16 protein-coding genes are annotated in these 23,363 nt (G+C 56.7%); 4 read left to right on the top strand and 12 right to left on the bottom strand.

The window, feature by feature from the left end; genetic code table 11:
- Positions 1–251 precede the first annotated feature (251 nt).
- From NB063_RS17305 to nrfH, 3 genes are all read right to left on the bottom strand, one after another.
- The gene (locus NB063_RS17305) at positions 252–1,250 is read right to left on the bottom strand and encodes a glycosyltransferase family 2 protein (protein ID WP_250930006.1); all 999 of its coding nucleotides are present in this window, start codon (positions 1,248–1,250) and stop codon (positions 252–254) included.
- A 169-nt stretch (positions 1,251–1,419) separates the two neighbouring features.
- Positions 1,420–2,991: an ammonia-forming cytochrome c nitrite reductase subunit c552 gene (locus NB063_RS17300; RefSeq protein ID WP_250930005.1), complete on the bottom strand. Its 1,572-nt coding sequence runs from the start codon at positions 2,989–2,991 to the stop codon at positions 1,420–1,422.
- Positions 2,992–3,068: 77 nt separating this feature from the next.
- Positions 3,069–3,602: a cytochrome c nitrite reductase small subunit gene (nrfH, locus tag NB063_RS17295; RefSeq protein WP_250930004.1), complete on the bottom strand. Its 534-nt coding sequence runs from the start codon at positions 3,600–3,602 to the stop codon at positions 3,069–3,071.
- A 166-nt stretch (positions 3,603–3,768) separates the two neighbouring features.
- Here nrfH and NB063_RS17290 point away from each other — a divergent pair, with 166 nt between their 5' ends.
- Both NB063_RS17290 and NB063_RS17285 read left to right on the top strand, forming a co-directional pair.
- Positions 3,769–4,464: a Crp/Fnr family transcriptional regulator gene (locus NB063_RS17290; protein ID WP_250930003.1), complete on the top strand. Its 696-nt coding sequence runs from the start codon at positions 3,769–3,771 to the stop codon at positions 4,462–4,464.
- Between the two features lie 28 nt (positions 4,465–4,492).
- Positions 4,493–6,142 carry a permease gene (locus NB063_RS17285; RefSeq protein WP_250930002.1) on the top strand — a complete coding sequence of 550 codons (1,650 nt, stop codon included), beginning with the start codon at positions 4,493–4,495 and terminating at the stop codon, positions 6,140–6,142.
- Positions 6,143–6,230: 88 nt separating this feature from the next.
- Here NB063_RS17285 and NB063_RS17280 read toward each other — a convergent pair whose 3' ends face one another.
- From NB063_RS17280 to NB063_RS17260, 5 genes are all read right to left on the bottom strand, one after another.
- The gene (locus NB063_RS17280) at positions 6,231–8,015 is read right to left on the bottom strand and encodes a SulP family inorganic anion transporter (RefSeq protein ID WP_250930001.1); all 1,785 of its coding nucleotides are present in this window, start codon (positions 8,013–8,015) and stop codon (positions 6,231–6,233) included.
- 228 nt (positions 8,016–8,243) lie between these two features.
- Positions 8,244–9,572, bottom strand: coding sequence for a DUF1559 family PulG-like putative transporter (locus tag NB063_RS17275; RefSeq protein WP_250930000.1), 1,329 nt, complete (start codon positions 9,570–9,572; stop codon positions 8,244–8,246).
- A 263-nt stretch (positions 9,573–9,835) separates the two neighbouring features.
- A complete protein-coding gene (locus tag NB063_RS17270; protein WP_250929999.1) occupies positions 9,836–11,119 on the bottom strand; it encodes a hypothetical protein in 1,284 nt (427 codons plus the stop codon).
- A 272-nt stretch (positions 11,120–11,391) separates the two neighbouring features.
- Positions 11,392–13,287: a serine/threonine-protein kinase gene (locus tag NB063_RS17265; protein ID WP_250929998.1), complete on the bottom strand. Its 1,896-nt coding sequence runs from the start codon at positions 13,285–13,287 to the stop codon at positions 11,392–11,394.
- Between the two features lie 27 nt (positions 13,288–13,314).
- Positions 13,315–14,529 carry an aldose 1-epimerase family protein gene (locus NB063_RS17260; protein WP_250929997.1) on the bottom strand — a complete coding sequence of 405 codons (1,215 nt, stop codon included), beginning with the start codon at positions 14,527–14,529 and terminating at the stop codon, positions 13,315–13,317.
- Between the two features lie 267 nt (positions 14,530–14,796).
- Here NB063_RS17260 and NB063_RS17255 point away from each other — a divergent pair, with 267 nt between their 5' ends.
- Positions 14,797–16,047 carry a cupin domain-containing protein gene (locus NB063_RS17255; RefSeq protein ID WP_250929996.1) on the top strand — a complete coding sequence of 417 codons (1,251 nt, stop codon included), beginning with the start codon at positions 14,797–14,799 and terminating at the stop codon, positions 16,045–16,047.
- Positions 16,048–16,189: 142 nt separating this feature from the next.
- Here NB063_RS17255 and NB063_RS17250 read toward each other — a convergent pair whose 3' ends face one another.
- Positions 16,190–16,912, bottom strand: coding sequence for a hypothetical protein (locus NB063_RS17250; RefSeq protein WP_250929995.1), 723 nt, complete (start codon positions 16,910–16,912; stop codon positions 16,190–16,192).
- A gap of 235 nt (positions 16,913–17,147) precedes the next feature.
- On the opposite strand from NB063_RS17250, the gene NB063_RS17245 reads away from it, so the two are divergent.
- Positions 17,148–19,421 carry a serine/threonine-protein kinase gene (locus NB063_RS17245; RefSeq protein WP_250929994.1) on the top strand — a complete coding sequence of 758 codons (2,274 nt, stop codon included), beginning with the start codon at positions 17,148–17,150 and terminating at the stop codon, positions 19,419–19,421.
- A 44-nt stretch (positions 19,422–19,465) separates the two neighbouring features.
- Here NB063_RS17245 and NB063_RS17240 read toward each other — a convergent pair whose 3' ends face one another.
- The 3 genes from NB063_RS17240 to NB063_RS17230 are packed head-to-tail and all read right to left on the bottom strand — an operon-like array spanning position 19,466 to position 23,250.
- Positions 19,466–21,340, bottom strand: coding sequence for a HEAT repeat domain-containing protein (locus tag NB063_RS17240; protein WP_250929993.1), 1,875 nt, complete (start codon positions 21,338–21,340; stop codon positions 19,466–19,468).
- Between the two features lie 33 nt (positions 21,341–21,373).
- A complete protein-coding gene (locus NB063_RS17235) occupies positions 21,374–21,985 on the bottom strand; it encodes a hypothetical protein (RefSeq protein ID WP_250929992.1) in 612 nt (203 codons plus the stop codon).
- On the bottom strand, positions 21,982–23,250 hold the full coding sequence (locus NB063_RS17230) for a reverse transcriptase family protein (protein WP_250929991.1): 1,269 nt from the start codon (positions 23,248–23,250) through the stop codon (positions 21,982–21,984). The genes NB063_RS17235 and NB063_RS17230 overlap by 4 nt, the downstream gene beginning before the upstream one ends.
- Positions 23,251–23,363: the final 113 nt, after the last annotated feature.

Here is a 23,363-nt window from a genome sequence, read left to right as displayed (position 1 = left end):
GGCTGGACATGAAATCGCGTGACACCTCCGGTGCACTCGATCCGGGTCTGCCGGTAGCCACGGATGCCAAAGGACTGATACAACAAGGTGGTGGACATGTGCGTTTTTCAAAGAAGACGTGAGAAATCTCCTTGAAAGATGGCATGTCCACGCTTTTACCTCCATATGCCGAACTTTCGATCGCACTCAGCCTCGCGCACCCGTCAGTCGGATGAGCCAGTTTTTTTCTAGGGAGAAGCTCTGGAATTCGGCTATCGGATATTCTTCAAGGGGCGGAGGATGGCTTTGCCCATCGCAAAAATGCTGTAAAGACGACGTCCCATCAAGGTGCGTCCATACAGTTCGATTCCTCGAGGGGACAGGCGGTTTTGGTGTAGGATGGCGCGGGCGTGTTTGCGGACGGATTGTATGTTGCCGGCGTCCCACGCGTCGCTGGCGCAGCGGATGTGGTAGTCGGTCGGAGTCGTTGGGTGCCAGGAGCCTTCGATTGTTGGAAGCTCACGCGTCAATCCGCGTCGTGTGTAGGCGTCTTTGAGTGCGAGCAAGACGACACGATTCTGGTCTTCGTAATGAGCGGCACTTGCTCGTGAGATGTGTTGTCGTTGGCGCATTAGTACATCGCTCAGGTTGCCGATCTTTCCGTTTTCGGTTAGACGCAGGAAGAGGTCGTAGTCTTCCGCATAGTTTCTTCCGTCTTGGTAGCCTCCCGCTGCAATAACGGCTTCACGCCGGAACATCATGCTTGACTGCATAAGTGGGTTGCGTCCTGCTAGCAGTTCGGCCTCGACGTCATCGCTCGACGTTGGAAAATGCCGTTCGTTGATGGGGTCTCCATCGACGTCAATCAAGAGCCCAGCGGTGCCCACGGCCGCGTAGTCGGGGCGAGATTCGAGGAAGTCGAACTGCATCTGCAGACGCGTGGGGGCCATCGCGTCATCATTGTCCAGCGCCGCAAAGTATTTCGCACGGGAAGCATCAATACCCGCGTTCCGTGTGCTGCAGATCCCTGCGTGTTCTCTTGGAAGGACGCGTATGCGTGGATCTTTCTCGGCGAAATCGTGCAGTATTTCGAGGGATCGATCGGATGAGCCGTCGTCGACTGCTATCAGTTCCCAGTTTTCAAACGTTTGATCTATGACGCTTTGAATCGCCTCGGCTAGAAAAGCCTCCGCGTTGTAAACGGGGATGACAACGGATACTTGGGGTGGCGGAGGCAAGAAAGGCGGCTCAGACTGAATGGATCTCGACACTAATGAATACGTTGGGCCCGCGCGAAAGCCAGCAGCGTAGAACAGTAGGACGACGTACGAATTCGCCTAAGATTGTGTTCAGTCGTCGCGTTGTGGTTCACGCGTTGTGAAAAGCCGTGCTCCCGCGTCTGGGGTGGTTCAGCGTGGAGCGATATGGAGCGTCTGGTCTTTACTCCACCGCGGCTACCTCTTCGGGTTTGGCTTTGGTACCCGCTGAGAGTTTGTAGGCGGCCGCTTGGGCTTGGCGGCTGTAGTCGATGGATTCGCCTAGGATTCGCGCCGCTTCTTGGTCGGCGTGGAATCCTTTGGAATTCTCGCTGCTGATGTAGTCCAGACGCCACATCGCTTTGCGTTGTAGGTCGCGGATCGGTTTGAGGTCCTCTTCGGACGCACCAGCTTCTTGAGCGGCGATGATGGCGTCGAGCATGTCGGTCATGGCGACAGCGGCGCGGTCCATCAGGGCTCGGGTGCGGTCTTGGATCGTGTCCACGCGTGCTTGCAGCTCTGATTCAGAGACGTGGTGGCAGGTCTGGCACGCTTTGTTGATATTCAACATCGGGCTGCGGACCCAGTGGCTGCTGACTTTGGTGGCCCCTTCTTTCTCGTAGGGCATGTGGCAGTCGCTGCAACTGACACCGGCGCGGGCATGGATGCCTTGGCTCCATAGCTCAAATTCGGGGTGTTGTGCCTTAAAGACTTTCGTCCCGGTTTCTTTGTGGACGTAGTCGTAGAACTCGCCTCCACCGCCGAGGGTGCCGTCTTCGCCTGGGAATTCGGTTTCTTCCCATTCTTGTTCGAGGTCCTCGACCTTCAGCCCGTTGCTCCATGGGAACGTTAGGGTCATTTTGTTGGCACAGTAGTATTCGACGTGGCATTGGCCGCAGACAAACGAACGCATTTCTTGACGAGAGGCGTGGATGTTCGGATCGTAGGACTCACTGGCTCCTGATTCCCGCCAGCGAGTGATGCTGGGCAAGTGCGGTACGGGATCGTCGCTGCGAGCGAGTTTGGCAATACCTTCGATGAATCCGGGGCGGGTGACCCGAATCGACATGGTTTCGGGGTCATGGCAATCCACGCAGGAGACTGGGTGGGCGGTGCCAAGGTGTGGATCTCCCTCGGCGGCCTCCGTAGTGCCGTCAGGGGTTTTGATGAGTTCCGCGGCGACCTCTTCGTATTTCATTCGGCTGACAGCGCGGAAGCCTTCGATGACGGCTTCTTGAGCGAACGCTTCGCCGAGTTTTTCTTCGGTCGGTTCGATGCCCATCTTTTCCATGCCGATACGGCGATAGGTTGGGATGATTGACGCATGGCAGTGCAGACACGCACCGGCTTGTTGGACGTCGGTGACGCGTTTGGTGACTTGCTGGTCACCGAGCATGTAGGCGTGTCCGCGGGTTTCACGGTAGTCGATGCTGAATGCGTATCCCGCGAACAATCGTTTGAGCCACGGATCTTTTTCCAGTTTGCTCGGTGGCAACGAGTTGCTGCCGCCGTACTCCGTTCGTTCGGTGTCCGCAGTCCGTAGATAGCTCTCGTACTGCAACGGAAAATTCACGCCCCACGGTTTGGGATCCGTGCTGACTTCGTTGACTTCCACCAATCGGACGAACGGTTTGCGAGCTTCTTGCTTGCGTTCAAAAATGTTCACGAGCAAAGCCACAACGCCTACCGTCGCGAGAGCGACCAAGGCGGTCAGGAGAGCGAGCCAACCAAAGCTGCGTTGATTTTCAGATGCCATCGTCGTGAAACCGTTCTTGAAGCGTGGGGTGATTGCTAGAAGGTGGATAAATCGATTGAGTATTCGATCGTGAATGATCAGCGACCGGCGTGGCCGACTGAGGCGTGACAGTGCACGCATGATTGCATGTCGCCGCCGCGAGTTTCAGGCAGCATCGAGTGTACAAAGTCCGAGTGACACGAGACGCATGTGCTCTGCGTGACCCGTTTGTTTCGTGGTTTGATTTGAATCGGATTCTTGAAGTCGCCGAGCGTGAAGGCGAGTGAGTGGAAGAACCCGTTGTCAGCCTTGGTTACCCATTTTCCGATTGGGTGATGCGGCAAATGGCAATCGTTGCAAACAGCGACGTGGTGGTGGCTGCTTTTTTGCCATGAATCAAGATGCTCCTGCATCACGTGGCAATTCACACACGTCTGGGGATTGTTGCTGAGGTAGCTGGCACCCTTGCCATAGCCGAACGTAAAAGTGCCGACACCGGCGAGCATGCCGAGGAAGATCACGAAGATGATCGAGCCTTGACCGAAAGCCAGCTTTCGCCGCGGCGTTGCGGGTTTGGGGGGCGATTCATCGGCCTCGGTTGAGGACTTCGTTGGGGAATGTTGCGAAGTCATTCATACGTCCTGCACGGCGATCGATCGAAAGATGAGGAGCTGTCTCTTTGAAATTGTATAGCGCACGATCGGGCTGCGTAATCAGCGAGCACTTTGAAATTCTGTTCGGGATGATACGCTTCCTCGGTGCCTACCGCCTTGATCTAAATCAAGTAAGCTTTTTTACATGTCACATCCAATTATTTCCCGAAGCTGCGAAGAAGTGATCCGCGCCAGCGAATTGCTTGGCGGTCTCGACGATTGCCACCAATCAGCCCTGGCAGCGATTTCGTTGACGATGGAATTCCCGCAAGACCATCGTGTGATGAGTCAGGACCAAGAATGCCCAGGGATTTACTTGGTCGATTCGGGCTTAGTCCGCGTTTTCCGGGTGGGGCCGCGGGGGCAACAGCACGTGTTGCATCTGTGTGGTCCCGGGCAATCGTTTGCGGAGGTTGCCGCGTTCGGTCATTTCCCGTTGCCTGCCAACGCGACCGCGGTTCAGCGGACTCGCTGCGTCTTGATACCGATCGATGCGTTGCACCGAGAACTCGCGAGCAACCATGAGCTGTGCCGCCAGATGCTTACGAGCATGTCCTTGTGGGTGAGGCATTTCGTTCAAATGCTCGATGACATCGTATTGCGCGATGCGATGGAGCGGGTGGCGAGATTGTTGTGCGATGTGCCCTGCGATCGGATGGGGCGGTTGAAACTGCCGGGGCCGAAAAAGGACATCGCCAATCATCTCAATCTTACCAGCGAGACGTTCTCGCGAGTGTTGCGTCGGCTCAATGAACAAGGTGTTCTGGATGTGGATTCGGAACGTTCGATCCGCGTGATCGACGCAGAGCAATTGGCGCAAATCAGTGCTCCGGCATCGTGATGGAATAACGCCCCTTTAGGAATCTTTCATGACAGACAGTGACGAAACACCAACTCGGTTCTGGTGGGCGACGACGGGGGACATCAACGCGTTTTTCGGATTGATGCTCGATAATCTGGCGGGATTACTGTTGATGGTTGCGTTGTTGGCCGGGTTCGGGTTACCTCCCGAATTTTCGGTCGCGTACATGGTTCCTGGGACGGCTCTTGGCGTTTTCTTAGGGGATTTTGCGTTCTTTCTGATTGCGTTGTCGCTGGCACGGCGTGAGGGCCGCACGGACGTCACGGCGATGCCGTTGGGTTTGGACACGCCGTCGACGTTCGGCATGATTTTATTAGTGCTCGGTCCGGCGTTCACCGCGGCGCAGGCGGCGGGAATGGATGTGACCAATGCAGCATTGCATACGTGGCACATCGGAATTTGGTGTGTGGTGTTCTGTGGCATCGTCAAACTGGTGTGCGCTCCGTTTTCACAGTGGGTGCGTTCGATCGTGCCGCGAGCCGGCTTGCTCGGGTCGCTCGCCGCGATCGCCTTGATCTTGATCAGCTTTTTCCCGCTGACGCACATCCTCGGGTCACCAATTCCAGGGATTTTGGCATTGGTGATCGTGATGGGAACGCTGATCGGGCACGCACCGTTGCCGGGGCGGACACCAGGCACGCTGGGGGCGTTGATCGTCGCCGGTGGGGTGTACTATTTAATGTGCGGGTTGGGAGTGTTCGGTTATGAATTCCCCGAGTCGGTGGCGATCCAGTGGTTTCCCGTGCAGTGGATGTCGAGTTGGCGGGGCGGATGGATCGATGCGTTACCCGATGCGATTCCGTATCTGCCGTTCGTGTTGCCGTTTGCCCTTGTAACCGTTGTGGGCGGGATCGACTGTACCGAGAGCGCGGCATCGGCGGGCGACGAATATGATGCTCGGGTGGTGATCGGAGTCGAAGCTCTTGCGACTTTGATCGCTGGTCTATCGGGAGGCGTGATCCAGACGACGCCTTACATCGGACATCCTGCGTACAAAGCCATGGGCGGGCGAGCGGCGTACACGTTAGCCACGGCGATCTTGATCGGGACGGCCGGGACGGTGGGCTATTTCGCGTGGTTGAACGCTTGGATTCCGGCGCCGGCGGTGTACCCGATCTTGGTTTTCGTGGGGCTGGAGATCACCTCGCAAACGTTCATTGCGACACCGAAGCGGCATTACGCCGCTGTGGCGATCGCCTGTTTGCCGGCACTCGCCTATCTCGCCGTGAGTTTGCCGGATCGGATCTTTGGTGACGCCGCAATGTTTTCCGCGGGCGTGTCGATGAGCGATCTCGATGGCGGACCGCTCAAGCATGACTTGCAAACGCTACGCATGCTCAGCAACGGGTTCATCGTCACTGGGCTGTTGTGGGCGTGGATGCTCGCGTCGATGATCGATCACAAGATGAAGCTTGCCGCTGGCGTGTTGTTTCTTTGCGCCGGGTTAACTTTCTTCGGAATCATCCATTCGCCGCTGCAAGGCAACCGACTGTTCGTTCCGTTTGGTGTCGCGAGCGATAGCCCTTTGGCACTACCGGCGGAGTCGCTGCCGGCGGTTTTGCAGTACGTCGGCGGCTACGCTTTCACGGGGCTGTTCGTGTTGCTGTGGCATTGGACATTGCCGAGCGGCCTCGTCAAGCATGACGACGACCACTGAGAACGTGATCGCCCGTCACGATGCGATCTAGTCGGTATTCGTGACGGGGATAAAAGAACATTCGCTGGCGAATTGGATCGGCGATTGTTTAGCCGAGGCGATCCGTCGCGATGTGGTAATGAGGGTCTTCGCTGACGTTGACCTCAACCAAGTCGCCCGCTTTTTCAAGTAAGTCGCGGCATTCTTGGCTCAGGTGAGTCAGGTGCAGGCGTTTGCCCGCGGCGACGTATTTCTCCGAAATCGAATTGATCGCTTCGATTCCCGATTGATCGTACACGCGCGTGTAATAGAAATCGATTACGACGTCTTCGGGGTCATTTGACACGTCAAACATGTCTTTGAACGAAGTGACGGAGGCAAAGAACAATGGGCCGTGGAGTTGGTAGATCTTGCTGCCGAACTCGTTGAACTTCACGTCCGCGGCGATGTGGGTGGCGTGTTGCCATGCGAACACGAGAGCCGAAACGATCACGCCGAGGATCACGGCGGAGGCCAAGTCGTGCATGAACACGGTGTATGCCGCGACCAGCACCATGACGAACATGTCGCTCGAAGGCATGCGGCGGAACATCTTCAACGACGCCCATTCGAACGTACCGATGACCACCATGAACATCACACCCACGAGGGCAGCCATCGGAATTTGTTCGATCCAGCGAGCGAAGAACAGGACGAAGGCGAGCAGGCAGACCGCAGCGGTGACTCCTGACAGACGTCCACGCCCGCCCGAGTTGACGTTGATCAGAGATTGCCCGATCATCGCGCATCCACCCATTCCGCCGAAGAAACCGCAGACGAAGTTCGCGACGCCTTGGCCGATGCACTCACGGTTACCTTGACCACGAGTTTCAGTGATCTCGTCAATCAGCGTTAACGTCATTAGCGACTCGATCAGACCGACGCCACACAACACGATCGCGAACGGAAAGATGATCCGAAGTGTTTCCAAGTTGAGTGGGGCGAGCACCTCGTACTGCATAAAGAACGGCATCGGCAAGCCGCCACTGATTCCCGATTCGACTTCAGGAATGATGACCTCCGGGGTGACTTCGTCGGGCGGTGTGAGTTTGTCGATGTTGGTACGGACGACGTCATCGACCGATGCGGCTTGCGAGCTGATTAGCGTTGCCGTGACGGCGGTTGCATTTTTGTCGCTCGTGACTGTGGGGGCGATTGGCGACGCTTGGCGGGTATCGGCGATCAATGCCGCTTGCGTGTTCGTCTTCAGCATGTCACCCACGGTTGCCAGCATGTTTTTGCCGTCCTCGGTCGGCATCGAATGGTTGATCGCGACCGACAGTAGCGTGACCGTCAGGATTGCCGCGAGCGAGGCTGGGACCGCTGAAGTGAGCTTGGGTAGCAGGTAAATGATCGCCATCGTCAGGGCGACCAATGCCAGCATGACGGCCAGTGGGGCGCCGCCGAGGAACACCAGGTCGCCGGTTTCCGAAAGTGTTTTGAAGCTGCCCAGCTGTGCCAGCCCGATCACGATCGCAAGACCGTTAACGAAACCGAGCATCACACTGTGCGGAACCATTCGAATCAGCTTTCCGAGTTTGCCGAGACCCACGGCAATCTGTAGCAACCCACACAGGATCACGGTCGGGAACAGATATTCGACCCCGTATTGGGCCACGAGCGAGACCACGACGACGGCCATTGCCCCGGTCGCACCCGAAATCATGCCGGGACGGCCACCGACGACGGCGGTAATCAGACCCATGAAGAAAGCGGAGTAAAGACCGATCAGGGGGGAGACACCCGCAACGAAGGCGAATGCGATTGCTTCGGGGACCAGCGCCAGTGCGACGGTCAACCCGGACAGAACATCGTTTTTGATGGAGTTAGATTGGTGACGAAAAAAGTTCAGCATAACGATTGTGATGGGTACCTTGGAAACACGCTTTGCCCAGCCACGCGGGGGTTAATGATCTCGTGGCGAGGGTCAACGTTGACTGACAAGGTGAACTATCGGTTGCAAAAGCCCTTAAGGGAAGGCAAATCGCGCCAGTGTGGCTGTCGGCACCGCTATGATCCCTCAATGTGGTTGTGGGACGCCGAGCCTCTTTCGCATCAATCGTATGGACTTCGGACGGCGGGATTACGGATATCGCAGGCCCGCGTGGATGGATGCCAGATAGGGGTCGCCGGCGGGAGTGTCTTTGGCTAGTCCGAACGCGACGATCTGGAACAGGAAACCGTTTTTTACGAATACGGAACAATTGTACCGTAGTCGACCGGCGTCTTCGACATCACCAACGATCGTGTACCGAGCCACCGGAACGCCGTAATCAACGATCTCCTCAAGCGACTCGAGCTTCTTGTTCGCTAGCGCCATTTGGTTGGCAAGGTTACTCGCAAGTTCGTCGAGTTCGATCGCTTGGAGTGTTTCCTCGTCGAGCGACTCAATAATCAGGATGCCCATTCGCTCACCGTGTTGAGCGTTGCCGTTGTGAATGACGGCGGCGTTGGCGATCGGGTTGTAGTTGGCTGCCGCCGCACCGGTGGCCATCATCCATTCACTCGAAGGTGCTGAGAAAACCGCACCGCTGGGGCGATGCCGATATCCAACTTCGTCGTCTGATTCACCCTCACCGAGTGTTACGTCGTCCATGATGGTGCCGGATCCATCGGCTCGATTGATCATTTCTTTCCGGATCGAGACGTCAGCACTGTCGGTAACAAACTTCACCGCTCCGTCCCCCATCAGAACGTGCGCCCCGCCAGGGTGAGATTGAGGCCCGGCTCCCGGATTCAAGAAATCACTGGCATCGGCGTCTTGCGGGCTCATCCAGGGGACCGCCGAATCAGGCGACGTCTCCATCAATAACAGTGTATTGCTCAGCCCGTCGGTGACGTCGCGAAAAGCCACGGGATCTGGGCCGGTCATCATGCCGGTTGAATCAACGACGGCTACATAGGTTGTCAGATTCGACGTCTCGCCCGATGAAGGGCAGTGGTAGGTTGGAATGACCATCTCACTGAAAAGAAGGTTGACAGGATCGTTCCACGGCCGGGTCAGGTCGATCTGTTCATACAACGCTTGTTGTTCCATGTATGGAAGCAGCAAGGTTCGCCAGCTGTGCAGCGGATTGCCGTTGGCGTCGACGGTGTAGGCAGGCGGCAACGAATTGTAGATCGAATGATAATTATGCATCGCCAACCCGATCTGTTTGATGTTGTTGCTACACGACATCCGGCGGGCGGCCTCACGCGCGGCTTGCACTGCGGGCAACAAGAGTCCCGCGCAAACACACATCACGGGCAAGATGGCAACCGCGATCAGACCGACAATTAGCACAGTCGAGTTCTTTTTGGGCGGTGGCGTCGCGGGCTGCATCGGCGTCGTGTAGGGAGCCGCGGAATAAGGGCCGGCACCTGCGGGATGGTTCGGATCTTGAGGTTGGCCGGGCGGGTCTTGATGAGTCATCGTTGTTCCTGCTGCGTTAGTTCGCCGTAAGATCGGGTCGGAACGAATGAGGCGTCGCGATCGAGGTGGCTCGACGAGGTCGCGAGCAACCCCTGCTCCCTCGATTGTAACAGACCGCATGGTCGCAAGAGGGGGCGGTTTTCACAGCAGGAAATATTCGAGTGCGCAGCAAAAAAGGCTGGACGCTCTTCGAGAACGTCCAGCCCAATGCCATCAAAAACGACCCCACTACGCGGCCACGGAAGGCCGCCATCGACAAAGTTCTAGAACCGGCGGTTGATCTGAACTTGGAACTCGCTGTCGTAGAAGCGGTCTTCCCAATCCAACGGCACGCTACCAGCGATACGGATGTTGGTCTGACCTTTGTTGATCACGATACCGGCGGTTGTATTGACTTGGTCAACGCTACCGGGGCCTCGTAAGTTACCGTTGGTGGTTGCGACGTTGTCGCCCTCATTAAACGCGGTCGTGTAGTGCAACTCGGTCATCGCGGCTAAGCCGTTGATGTGTGCGTTGCTGCTATCGTCACGAAGCAACCAGCAACCTGCCGAAAGGCTGGCGTAAAACAGGTGTTGATCTTGAAACACACCGTTGTTCGCCGGGGCCACCGAATCGAGCACGGAGTTACCCCCGAGTGCGAAGTCGGTTTGCATGAAACCTTGGAAGAAGCAATCTTCGTTCGGAGTATTGACGAACCCGAGATACGGAGCCAGATACACCGTTTCGTTCTTGATGGTTGTCGTTCCAATCTCAAGATCATCTGCGGTCGGAACGCTGAGCGTCAATCCGCCACCGACCATGCACGTATCACTTGAGTACAACAGACTCTTGAGTGACATTTGCAGGTTGCCGAATTCACCCGCTCTTTGCAGAGTGGCTGCTTGCTGTTGCGCATCGAATCCGTCGGAAATCAATGCCCGCATTTCGAACGAGAACAGACCGTCGAGGAAGGTCTTTTCTCCACCGAAAATGTACCGACCCAAGTACGTGGAATCGTTACCGTTGACGTTCAATGCGCCATCGAAATGGCTGTACGCAAAGAACACTCGATCCTGAGGAATCGGGCTGACGTTCTCGCTTACTTTGAAACGCAAGATAGCGGGGCTACCTACGGTGTACGGAAATGAGGCGCCGAACGTCGGCCCATATCCGGGCGAGTCGCCCAGCATGTTTGGCGCATCGAGTCCGCCGCCGCTGCCCGTCGTGCTGGCCAACGATGTCGCCGCGGCGCTGCTGGCGAAAGTGTTCGCAGCAGCATTGGCCGTGATCGGGCTGTCGATTTGTGAATTCATGTCCGGTTGCGGTGCCGCAGGCATCGGCTCGGACGAGGTCGCCGAATCGTCTACGATCGGAGCACCGTATTCGCCGGGATAGCAAGGTGACACCACTGCCGGTGGGCAACAGTCTTGAACCATTGCGTTGACGAGTTGAGTGCCTGATGAGTCGGCAGCCATCACGCTGCCTCCCGAAATGGACGCCACCGCGAGCAACTGCAGGAGCAGCTGACGCCGTCGTGATGGAGCGTTTGAGTTCCGCCGTAAATTCATTCAAACATCCTTGTTAGTAAATTGCTAAAGACGTGCCATCATTTGCACGGTTCCACCGAGGGGTGATCCTTGTATTAGATCGGCGGATGTGCAGGAATTCCGTGAACAGTTTGTTTCGCAGCGGGGGGCTTGCCCTACTTACCGTTCTCGTCAAAAGAGTGGGGCGGATTGCAGAGCATGTGCAGAGATTACCGCTCGCGGAATTTGTGCCGATTGCGGGCTTTGTGTGGCTGATGGCGGGTGTTGCCGCCTGCACCTTATGGCTGCCGTGTTTAATTCTCAGCGGCGAGCATTTCGGTCGCTCGGATGACTACCGGACGTGCCCAGGCGTCGTCTTGGTAGAGCCGGATGAGCCCCCGCAACAAGTTGGTTTTCGCCGCCGGGTTCATCTTTTCACTTGCTTGGAGGCGTTCGAGCAAGATCGCAACCCGGGAGTCGCCTTCCAGCTCGCGTGAATCTTCCGACTCGAGCCGATCGAGTTCGTCACGCACGAGACGAGTCAGTCGAGCGAGTTCCCGCGAATCGGATTGAACGTCGTCCGATGCGAAAACATCGAGCCAAGCGTGAAGATGAGTCTGGGCCTCTTCGGAAGATGACTCACGCAGCTTCATCGCTTCGACAAACGCTTGTGATGCCGGATCGAGTTTGGCAACGCCTCCGACGCGGCGTGCCCGGGCGGACAGCCGTTTGATTGTTTGTTCGAGTTCGGCTTGCCGTTGCCATTTCCGCACCTGCTCGGCGTTTTGATCGTCGGGATACGACTCCAGGAAACGGTCGATGAGGGTCGAGTTGAGCGTCAGATCGCCCTCTTGTTCAGCCGATTGCAACGAAGCAAACATGGTATCCGCGGACGGAACTTGGACGGCTCTCACAAACAAGTAGACTCCTCCAGCCAGGATGGCGACCATTGCCGCGATGGAGGCAATCTGCATCCAGTGGTGAGCCGGCGAGACCGCGGGTTCGGGACCAAAGTATCCGGATTCCGCTTCTTCGGTAGCGATCGTTTTAAAACTGTCTGTCGGAACGATCGGCGACTCGGTTTCGAAGTCGGTGTCGTGAGAATCGAGGCGAGGGTTGTTTGATGTCGCGCTGTCTGGAGGCACGGTGGCCGCGGTCGCGAGGTCATCACGATTCTTCGTTTTATCCTCGCCGTCATCGAGTAACGAGACGGGTTTCACCGTCGTCACATCCACGTCGTCGGACGGCTTATTTGCCGTATCAGCGTTTCGAATGTTGGACGAATCGGTTAGATGAGAGTGCTGGGTATCGGACGGATCGTCGGAACTGTCACGTGTGACGATGCCGCTTCTCGTGATGTCGTTTTCTAACGCCACGGTTCGCTCACGCTGCAAACCCGCACGAGTTGCCTTGAGCCGTTTGGATACCGACAGCGCCGTGGGCGGTCTTTGTTTGGGGTCTTTCTCGAGCAAGTGATGAACGATCTCAACCACTTCGCGCGGGATTTCGGGGTTGATCAGGTCGAGCGGTACGGCGCGGTCCCGTTTGAGCGACTCGATCACCTGCGTGAGTTTTTTACCGGCAAACGGCGAGCGTCCAGCCATCATCGCGTACATCACACTGCCCAACGCATACAGGTCGGTACGCGGTGTGATCGGTCCATCACCGGCTTGTTCGGGTGCCATGTAATCAGCGGTGCCGAGTACCGAACCGGCGAGCGTTTGCTCGCCATAGCCGAACAGTTTGGCGATTCCAAAGTCAACGAGTTTGACGTGGTTGTCTTCGGTCAGCAACAAGTTCGCGGGCTTCAGATCGCGATGAATGACACCGATATCATGCGCGTGCTTGAGCGCGGACGTGATCTGAATCGCGATGTCGACGGCTGGCAACCATCCCATCCGTTTGACATCTCGGATGCGTTGTTGCAGCGACTCACCGTGGACCAATTCCATGATGTAAAACAGTCGCCCTTTTTCTTCGCCGTACGCGATCAGACGGACGATGCCCGGATGCCGGAGGCGGCGGAGCGTTTCGATTTCGGCGTCAAAGCGTCGGCGAAAACGCATGTCATCGGCAACGTGTTGGGCGATCAATTTGACCGCGACAAGTTCGCCCGATTTCGCATGGATGGCTTCGTAGACCGAGCCCATTCCACCGCGGCCGATGACTTTGCCGATCTTGTACGGGCCGAGATACTCGAACTCACTCATGCTGTTGTTCCGCCGTTGGTTCTGGAATCAGTTGTCGCCGTTTGCTTGTCCGTCGCCTGGAACACCAACGCTCCAATGGGGGCGAGGCGTTGGCGATACGACGACCTCGATCGACTGATCTTCTTGCATTTTACGAATCGCGTCGCCGGCTTGTTGAACCGCCGCTGCAGTAGTCAGCGGCGAGAGCGTGACGCGGAAAGATTCGGTTTCACCAGGACCGAGTTCAACGGTCCGTCCCTGCGAATGCTCAAAACTGCGGGGGTTGGGGAAGTTGGTAGCCGGTTCGAGACCACCGACGTAACCGTCTTCGATCTCGGCGCAATTTTTCCACAACACGAACCACGGCAGCGTCGATGTCTTGAAGCGAACGGACAGCCCGCGAGCCCGTTTTGCGTCAGCGAGCATGGCGTGTGCCATTCCCGACTCATCGCTGATCGGTTTGGCGAAGTAGACCCGTTCGCGGTAGCCAGAGGTTGGACCATCGAACCGTTCCCAGTCGTCGATTTCTTCGGCAGCATGGTCGTCACGGGGAGCAACTTCCTCCACCGCAATGTTCAACCGGGCGTCTTTGCCGAGCACGGGAGCCCCGATGTTAACGTGGTACAGCATCTGCATTGTCGCAGGCGTGGAAAGTTCGTTGGTCACGTCATCGAGCAGTTCGACGTCGTTGCGGTCGGCATGAATTCGAACCCGGGTTCGCATCCGCAGACGTTTAAAGAAGAGCCGTGCTTCGATCGTTTCTGCGACCAGTTCGGCCCGTCCTGATGCTTCATCAAATTCGACCGAAATCGCGTCGGCGGGCGTGTTGGCGATGTGTCCGTGTAACGGGTAGACCAGTCGTCCGGAGGCATCGTGTTCGGGGGCACCGTTGCTTTCGAGCCCGCAGCGAACGACGAGTTCGTCAAAACCGGACAGCCAACCCAGACCGCTCGGCTCGCTGACGTCGACGTAATTGGGGTGAACCGGGCCGACCACGGGCGATTGCCACTGGTAGCGAACTCCTTCCGCCTGCATCCGCCAAAGCGACATGCCGCGCGTCGGCAGAATGTCGACGTGCATTTTGGAATTGGCCATGCGGATGATCTCGACGCCTTCGCTGACGCCACCTCGGAAAACTCCGCGGCGGATCGTCAAATCTCCCACGCGGGTTTCGATCGTCAGGTTCAGCGGGCTCGATTCGTCCCACTCAATTCGCTCTTCGCGGTCTTCTGTTGTTCGTACGACGATGGATTCGGTCGGCATGACGGGAATGGGGGCTGAGAGTATGTGAAAGTGAACTGTTGTATCTATGGGCGGCGAATGATACCGAAACCACCCAGCGGCGCGCCGGTTGGTTCGAGTCGCCACAGGTGCAAATGGTTGAAAAAATGCGTAAGGTGAATTCTGTTCGCTTAATCCGTAGCGTTCTGGTGCGTTCGGGGACAATCCGGGTATTCTATCGACCGCGGCGATCCTAGCCGCCCCCGATCCTCCCACCTATTTTGCAAATCCGTTAGCGGAACTCACCAGATGAGCAACGTGAAATTAGCTGAAGGCCTCGTGCAAGGTGACCGTGTCACCAAGTTACTCGATTCGGCAATGGATGCGGGTGACGGTCTTTTACGTTTGACACCGACTTGGGTCCCCCGATCGTTCTTGCATCCCGGCCGCCGGATCAAACTGCACCCTGGCGATTATTACCGGTTCGGTGCCGATCGGGGCGGAATCGACGAAAGATGGTTCGGAAGCACCACCGAGGCGGCCAATGAAGGACGGGTGTGGCACGAAGGGCTGAGTTTTTGCCTTTTCGAAGGGAAAAAATTCTTGCTCAAGGACGCCGTTGCCGAGCGTGGTGCTGACCTCGTTGGCGAGTCGATTTTTGAAAAATACGAACGTTGGCCGGTGTACTCGAAGTTTTTCGACAACATGGGCCCCATCCCCCACCACATGCACCAATCCTTCGAGGACGCCAAACTCGTCGGCCAAGAGGGCAAGCCGGAGAGTTATTACTTCCCGCCACAACTCAACAACGTCGACAATAACTTCGCCTACACGTTCATGGGGCTCGAACCGGGAACGCAGCCCGAGGACGTCCGTCGATGCCTGGAAAACTGGAACGCCGGTGACAACGGAATTCTCGATCTCAGCCGTGCCTACCGGCTCAAACGCGGCACCGGTTGGTTGATCCCGCCGGGCGTCTTGCATGCACCCGGTTCATTGTGCACGTACGAACCCCAATGGGGCAGCGACGTGTTCGGCATGTATCAGTCGATCGTCGAAGGCCGCTACGTCCCGTGGTCGTTGCTCGTCAAAGACATGCCCGAAGAAAAACACCAAAACCTCGACTTCATTGTCGGTCAGTTGGATTGGGACAAGAACGTCGACACCCATTTCAAGAACAGCAACTATCTCGAACCGGTCCGCGACGAAAATCGCAGCGGTGACGGCTACGAGGATTTGTGGATCGTCTACGGCACCGTCGACGGACAACAACTCTTCAGTGCCAAGGAGTTGACGATCCAGCCCGGCGCGAAGTGCACCTTGCAGGACGGTGCGACCAGCAGTTGGATCACGGTCCAAGGTCGTGGCCGAATGGGATCACTCGATCTGCAAACTCCAGCGATGATCCGCTTTGGCGAAAACACGACCGATGAAGTTTTCATCTCGCACGTCGCGGCCACCAAGGGCGTCGAAATCGAAAACCTCGGCAGCGAACCGCTCGTCGGACTCCGCTACTTCGGCCCCAACGCCCACTCGGACCTGCCCAAGGCAGGCTCCTGATCAACCGCCGATTGGCCAATTTAGAAAGACAAGTTGACTGGTTTGCCGATCGCTCCGTCGATCGGTGTTCAGTCCTGGCTAGCCGGACTCGCTTGAGCGGTCCGGCTGCCGATTCTGAAACCATCAACCTCGCACGTGCGGCTTAGTACAAACGGAACTCGATCGAGCCGTTCAGGACAACCGCGTCGTCGGTGGTCATCTGGCCAGCTTGCCAAGCGGCAAAGTCTTCGATGTAGTTCAATCCGAAGACAGCGCGGGCCGGGATTCCGAAGCAATCGAAATCGGTTTTTAGATCGAAACCGTACGTGGTGGTGAAGTCACCGATCGTTCCGGTATTGAATCCGCCGGCGCCGTCGTCGCCGACATAGCTACCATCAAGGTCGTACAGACCCAGTGTTAGGTCGAGCCAAACGGGCGTGCGACCGAATGCCGTTTGCCAGCCGGTGACGACTTTGGCACCTTGGTAATCGGACTGGATGTCATGCCCAACGGTGTCTTGGTCCCAGTTCATCATGCTGTAGCCGAAGCCCGCAGAAAGATGATGGTTGCCAAAGTCCCAAGTGTCGCGCAGCAACACATCAACACCGATCATTTCGGCCGAGTCGGAGATGCCGTATGTGACACCTGATTCGATGCTCGTTCGATAGCCGTCGAAGCGGTGATGCCCCGAAAGGCCGAGAACGGTCCCGACCGAATCGCCTGAGTCGTTGGCGAGTTCGGGCAGCAGCGGAGCCCAGATCCCGATGGATGAATTGAGTTCGGTGCCTTCTATGGCGGATGCCGGATTGGCACCGAGAGTGAGCCATCCGGTGAGCGTCATGACGACGATCCCGCTGAGGCTCCACAGTGATCTATTGCAACGCATGGCCGGAGTGTTCCACGGTGATAATAGGGTTAGGGTGCTAAGCCAGCCTCGGCACCATCTTACGCACTCGATGGTATCGGAGCCCGCGTCGACATCCCTCGATCGGACCATGAACTTTTTATCCCACGAATTTCAAAAACAGTGAAGTCGCTCGGCATGGCGAAACCCTGCGAACGGATGTCTTTTTGTTCAAGTCGCGAGGTCATTTTGCCGGTGATGGGTTATAACGATCGATATGGATGCTCCACCCCGATCCTCACCTGATGCCATCGATCCGGGCGACAACTGCGAGTCGCTCGATGAGATCATGCTCACTTCCTTGGAGGCATTAGCAGAATCGGAGTACTCGGACTCGCCTGCGGCTCTGCTCGCGTTTCTGCCTGAAACCGATCCCGAATCACGCCATTTCGTTTTGGTCGAATTGATCAAACTGCACATGACCATGGCGATGGATTCGGGAATCCCGCGCCCGCTCGACGACTACTACGCCGCTCTGCCTGACCTGATCTCCCCCGCGACGACGCCGCTCGATCTCGTCATGGAGGAAATCCAGTTGCAGCGAGAGTGCGGCCGCGAACCCGAGTTCAATGCCTTCGCCCAGCGTTACCCGCAGTTCGCCGATTCGCTCGCCCCGCTGCTCGGCGTCTGCGAAACCTCCATGCCGCGTGAGCAAACGCAACCACCTGAGCCGATCAAATCAGGGACCAGCGTCGACGATTTTGAGATTATTCAATTGCTCGGCAAAGGCGCCTTCGCACACGTTTACCTGGCCCGACAAATTTCCATGACGCGGCTGGTCGCGTTGAAGGTATCGCGATGGAAAAAAGTTGCCGACGCCAACGATGGAGAATCGCGGGCGCTGTCGCAGTTTGACCATCCCAACATCATCCGCGTTTTCGATCAGCGTTTTCTCAATGAACCGCCGCTGCATCTTCTCTACATGCAGTTTCACCCCGGCGGCACGCTCGCCGATGTGATTACGAAAGTCAAAGCGACTCATCGCAACCAATTGCGTGGAAAACTGCTGCTGCGCTCGGTCGATGAAAACCTCTTGGCATCGGCCCAGGTCGTTCCCGATAACTCAGTCGTACGCGAATGGATTCATGACGCGGAATGGCCCAAACTCGTCGCTTGGGTAGGGATCCAATTGGCACATGCCCTGCAAACCGCGCACGATTCCGGGGTGCTTCACCGCGACGTCAAACCCGCCAACGTCTTGCTCACCGCGGAAGGCACTCCGCAGCTTGCTGATTTCAATGTCAGCCTCGCCGGTGCGGCAGGGCGTGCCGGCGCCGCCTGCTCCCTCGGCGGTTCGGTCGGCTACATGTCTCCCGAACATCTGCGGGCGATCACCGCCAACCTGATGGCGCCGAAGGAAGACGTTCGTGAACGCGCCGATTTGTATTCTTTGGCCGTATTGCTTTGGGAGCTTTGGCAAGGCCAGCGGCCATTCAATTGTGCGAGTTCCGCCAGTTCATGGTCACAAGCCGTCAGCAATCAACTCGACGCCAGGTCGGAAGAACTTAAATCGCCCGCGCGCGACAATACCGCCTCGCAACGGGTACTCGAATCGGTGCTTCGCAAGTCTCTCTCGTTTGATCCGGCGCTGCGGCCATCGAGCGGTTCGGAGATGGCTGCGAGTCTGCGGTTGGCTTTGTACCCTGAGGCGGCTGAACTATTCGAGCCGAACCAACGTTCTTGGACCGCTTGGTTGATGCGACGGTCTCCTTGGTGGGTCACGATCGTGGTCATCCTCTTGCCCAACATGGCCGCCGGCCGATTCCATTTTCTCTACAACATGAACGAGATCATGACACCGGAGACGCAACAGGGGCTTGTCCGGCTCTCTTATCAAATCAACCTGACATTCTTTCCAATCGCCGCCCTGTTGGTGATTGTGTTGACGCGGGCACCGGTGCGAGCGTTGCGGACCGCATACGCTGGTCATGCCGTCGACCATTCCGATCTCAACGCCACGTTGCAACTCGGACACCTCGCCGCGTTGATCAGCGGTGGATGCTGGATCTTCGCGGGCGTGTTGATGCCGTATCTTCTCGGGCAGCGTTTCCCTGGGTTCACGACCAGTCAGTCGATTCATCTTTTTGCGTCCTCGTTGATCTGTGGCGGCGTTGCGATGATCTATCCGTTCTTTTCATTGGGATTGATCTGCGCCGGAGCCTACTATCCCAAAATGATTCGTCCCACGATGCAGGACCCGGATTTCGATCGCAACGCCGCACGCGTTATCTCGCAAAGCGAATCGTACCTGCTCATCGCCGCTTTAATTCCGCTCGTCGGCGCAGCATTGTTGATCTTCAGTGAAAGTCAATCGCGACGCTTCATGTTGATTGCGATCGTCGCCGGAATGATCGGCTTGCTCGCATCATTCATCGCCTATCGAAAGATCGTTCAGATGTGGAGACGCCTCGCCGAAGTCCTCTCGGCATCAGGAGCTACCGTTCCAGGCGACCGTCGCGGCAACTCGGCTGCGTCACAATCCAGAACTTGATAAGCGAAGAAGTTGATCGATTATGCGTGCAACCTTGGCAGACATTATTGAAGATGTGGCAGCAGTTCGTCAACCAAACTTTCATCGATGTTCGAAAGTGATTTGGCGACTTTCTTGCGTTCATCGGAAGTGAACAAGTCGATCGCTTTGGCGATCCAGTGCGTGTGCTGAAAGTAATGATAACCCTTGCGTTTCTTGATCTTGACACGTTCGTCGCTTAGCCCACCGATCAACGTGATCATCGTATCGCACCGCTTTTTGTAGTTGCACATCGAGAGCTTATAGGCGGCCAACTGATCTTCGAACGTGATCGATTTCTTGTTGACCTGTTGCGTCAGATGATCGGCTAAATAATCGAGTGCTTCGCGATCTTTTGCCGAAACACTGTGAACCAACAACTCCACGTCGCCGCACTGCATGAAATCTTTTAGCCATCGTGGATCAAGGCGAACGCCGCTTTTCTTTTGACCGCTTTGGTTCCCGTCTTCGGTGTCGTTCCAGGACCAATCGCCAAACAAACTATCGCGACCCAGACTCTCAATCGTCTCTCGGAGATGCTGATACTTGGATTCCTCTTGTTTCGCTTTGGCGGTCTTCTTTCCGGTCGGCTTGGATTCGGCTAGTTGTCGGTACAGAGGTGAGAATTCCTCATAGACCATTTCGGGAGTGTAACTCTGAATGGCCGCGCGCAAGCACAGCGAGAGTAATTCCTCAGGCGCGTCTGCGTGATGGCTCGCGATGAGCCCAACGTGGGAAGGCTTGCCCTGGTCGATGGCCCAGTTCACGATCGAATTCAGGATTTCGGTTCCAGTCGAATTCTTTCCGCGCAGCGTCAGCAAATCTCTCCATTGATCAAGAATCAGTTTTGCAAACTTTTGCAGCGATGCATCATTGCGATGAGTGAAGCATGCCCAACCACAATCGAACTGGTTGATAAGTTGATCGACTTTGGTTTTGTCTGCGGCACTCAGCTTGGATTTTCCGATCCATGACTGCAGTTCCGCGAGCACACCTTTTAAGGCATCCAAGACAAGTTTTGTTCGAGCTTTCGAATGAGTCTCGCGAATTGCCGCCGCGACCTGCCACGATTCGTTGCTGTGGAGCCCGTTGACGAGCAGTTCGTTGACTTCAGGTGTGTCAAACAACGCGAGACGAGAGTAAGTCGCCACGCGAACATCGCGTTGTTTCGAACCAGCCTGCTGCATGAGCAGTTCGAGATCTGCGGGATCGTCGCCGAGGCACGCAATCGCAGCGAGTTTCATTTCTTTCGATCCGTTTTCGAACGCATCGAGCACCATCGGTCGTGCCTTCGCCGGCGCAAGACGATGCAAAATGCGTAATCGACGGCCGTCACCGCTCTTACCTTTGATAGCGATCGCGTACTCAATCAACGGGACGATTGACGGGCCATAATCACCGACGATCTTTTCCATCAAATCGGCCATCTCCGAATATCGATCGTCGAGACCTGCGATCGCGTGATTGACCAATCGCGGATCTTGAAAAACGCCCTGTTGATAGGCTTCACGGACCGTTTCGAGGCGTCCTGACCCGCCGCTGGTGAGAGCGTCGATAACCGGTTTGAGCAGTCGTGCGGGCGTTTGCGTTTTTGTCAGCGGGATCCCGATGCTTTTGATCGGTTTGATCCGACCTTGGCCGCCGAGTTCACCTTGCGTGTATAGGATCGCCATCACCAGCGAACTGAGATCGAGAAGAGCTGCCGCTGATTCTTTTGGATTGGCTTTGATCAATCGCTCCACGCTCTCGGCAACCTTTGCGAACACCGGAGCCTTCGCTCCGCTCTTGTTCAATACCGGAATCAGTTTCTTCAATCGGAAATCGTCGGCAGCAAGATTGCTACCCGCGATCGCCAACCGTCGGGTCTCGTCGAACACTTGATGCAATGCGGCAATCGACATCAGAACGGTTCCTCAGAACGAACATCGGGATATCTAAACGTCTGGAATGACTGTGGGGGCGGTGGCGGCAATCGCGTCAGCGAAACACGGCAATTTCGCCCGCTCGGTGTCACCGCGTGTCACGATTCGATCTACCATGATGCGGTGCAGCGACGTGTGCGACAACACCACCTTCATGCTATCGGCTGTCGACTCGCCGCTGATGCCGACCGCCGACAACGGCCACTTCCGGGCGAGGTCCGCGATCGTTTTCCGTAATGGATCGAGCTGATTGGCTCCCGCGCAACGTCGATCGACGTCAGCGAGAACCCGAAACACGAGGTCGACCGACCAATGTTCGTCGGCCGTGCGACCTGCCGGTTGGCTGGCGACCAGATCAGGCGGTAACTCAGTGCCCGTTTCGATCCGGTCGAGCAGCGTGCGGCAAAGGAAATGCAAGGTCTGCGCCGCCCAATACGCACTCCGCAAACATAACGCAGGCGGTTCACCGGGAGCGTCCAGGCGAGCCAAGCGATCAGTGTTCGTAATCAGCGTCCGCAGGCGAGTCTCATCATCGGATGTCAAAGCGTGCGTGTCCGATGAAGAAACCACCACCACGCTGCCCTGGTTGATTGCGTCGAATACGTCACTAACCGGCAGGCTCATGCTGTCTTTTCCTTCTGAACAACTTCCGCCAATTGCGATTGTAGCCGTTCGCCTTTGACCGGATCGACGGCGCGGACATATCCGATCATCCCGGTGAGCCAACCATAGAAATCGTCATGTCCGTCACGGTTTTGTGCGGCGAGTCCTTCCGTTTTTGCATGGTGAAGGATTGCTCGCAAACGACGAACCGTCTCGCGCGGTACGTTCACGCGATCATTGACCACCAAACCTGTCACCGATTGCCGATTGTTGCGTCGTTGAATTCTCGTCTTGGAATCGTTGATCGCAAAACGTTCGTCGCGGACAATCCCGCTGACGCGATGGATTAAATATCCGATCTGCGACTCGCCCTTCTCGCTCGTCGAAAATGAGAGATCGTCCGCGTACCGCGTGTACTTCCATCCCAATTTTTCACAAAGGCCCGTAAGTCGTCGGTCCATCGATCGACAGACCAAGTTGCTGATCGCGGGGCTGGTGCAGGCCCCTTGTGGCAATTGCCGCGAGCCCGTTGCCAGCCACAGACGCGGGCTGCTCTGGCCACCTATATCGCTCGTATTGACGTCGACGGGCGTGCGAGGTGATTCCGTGCAGAGCAGTGCGAGCACCGTGGCGACTTGGCGGCTGTATCCGAGTGATGCGAACCATCCACGCACACGCGGAAAAGTGATCGTCGGAAAGAAATCGGATAGGTCCATGTTGACGATCACGTCTTGGCCGACATGAGGCTCTGCAGCCGTTACGGTGCTGCGGCGAAGTACAAATCCATGTGCGGCGGGGTGTGGCGGAATCAATCGCAAGATTTCGTGATCGATCCAACGGCAACACGCCGCAATTTGAGGCCGCGGGGCGGCGAGTGATCGTGTGCCGCCGTTCTTTTTGGGAACGCGAAAGTGAACATAGTGGCACGACGCTTGTGCATCGCGATGGTATGCCAACCAACGAAGCCTTCTTGCGGAGAATCCGATCGCGCCGGCGAGTTGTTCCGGAGTTAGAAGCATTGGCAGCCCCGCAGCTGATAAACGCTCTTGGTCCGTTTCACGCTGACTGAGCTCATATGAAACACCATCGCCGAGATAGCGAAAGAGATCTGCGGGGGTTGATGTACGACGCCGAGTCAACCACGAAAGGTCGAGTTGTTTCTTGAGTCGGACTGCCGATAAAGGGCGCTGCCGATGCGATGGCGTGTGCTCGGACGCTGCGAGATGATCCGGCCGACCTGAATTCGGCGGCGCGATCAATCTGCGTAGCGAGTCCCAAACGGACATGCGATTACCTTTTCGAGATGGAAACACAACAAACGGGAAAGGAAGCGGTGAACCGACCGAAGCCAACTTCGCGTCTGAGGCCCGATTCGTCGGGTCCCCTCTCCATCGGTGAG

The organism is Aporhodopirellula aestuarii, assembly GCF_023701485.1.
Taxonomy (GTDB): Bacteria; Planctomycetota; Planctomycetia; order Pirellulales; family Pirellulaceae; genus Rhodopirellula; species Rhodopirellula aestuarii.
Note: the sequence above shows the minus strand (reverse complement) of the source record. Positions and strands in the feature narration are given on the sequence as shown.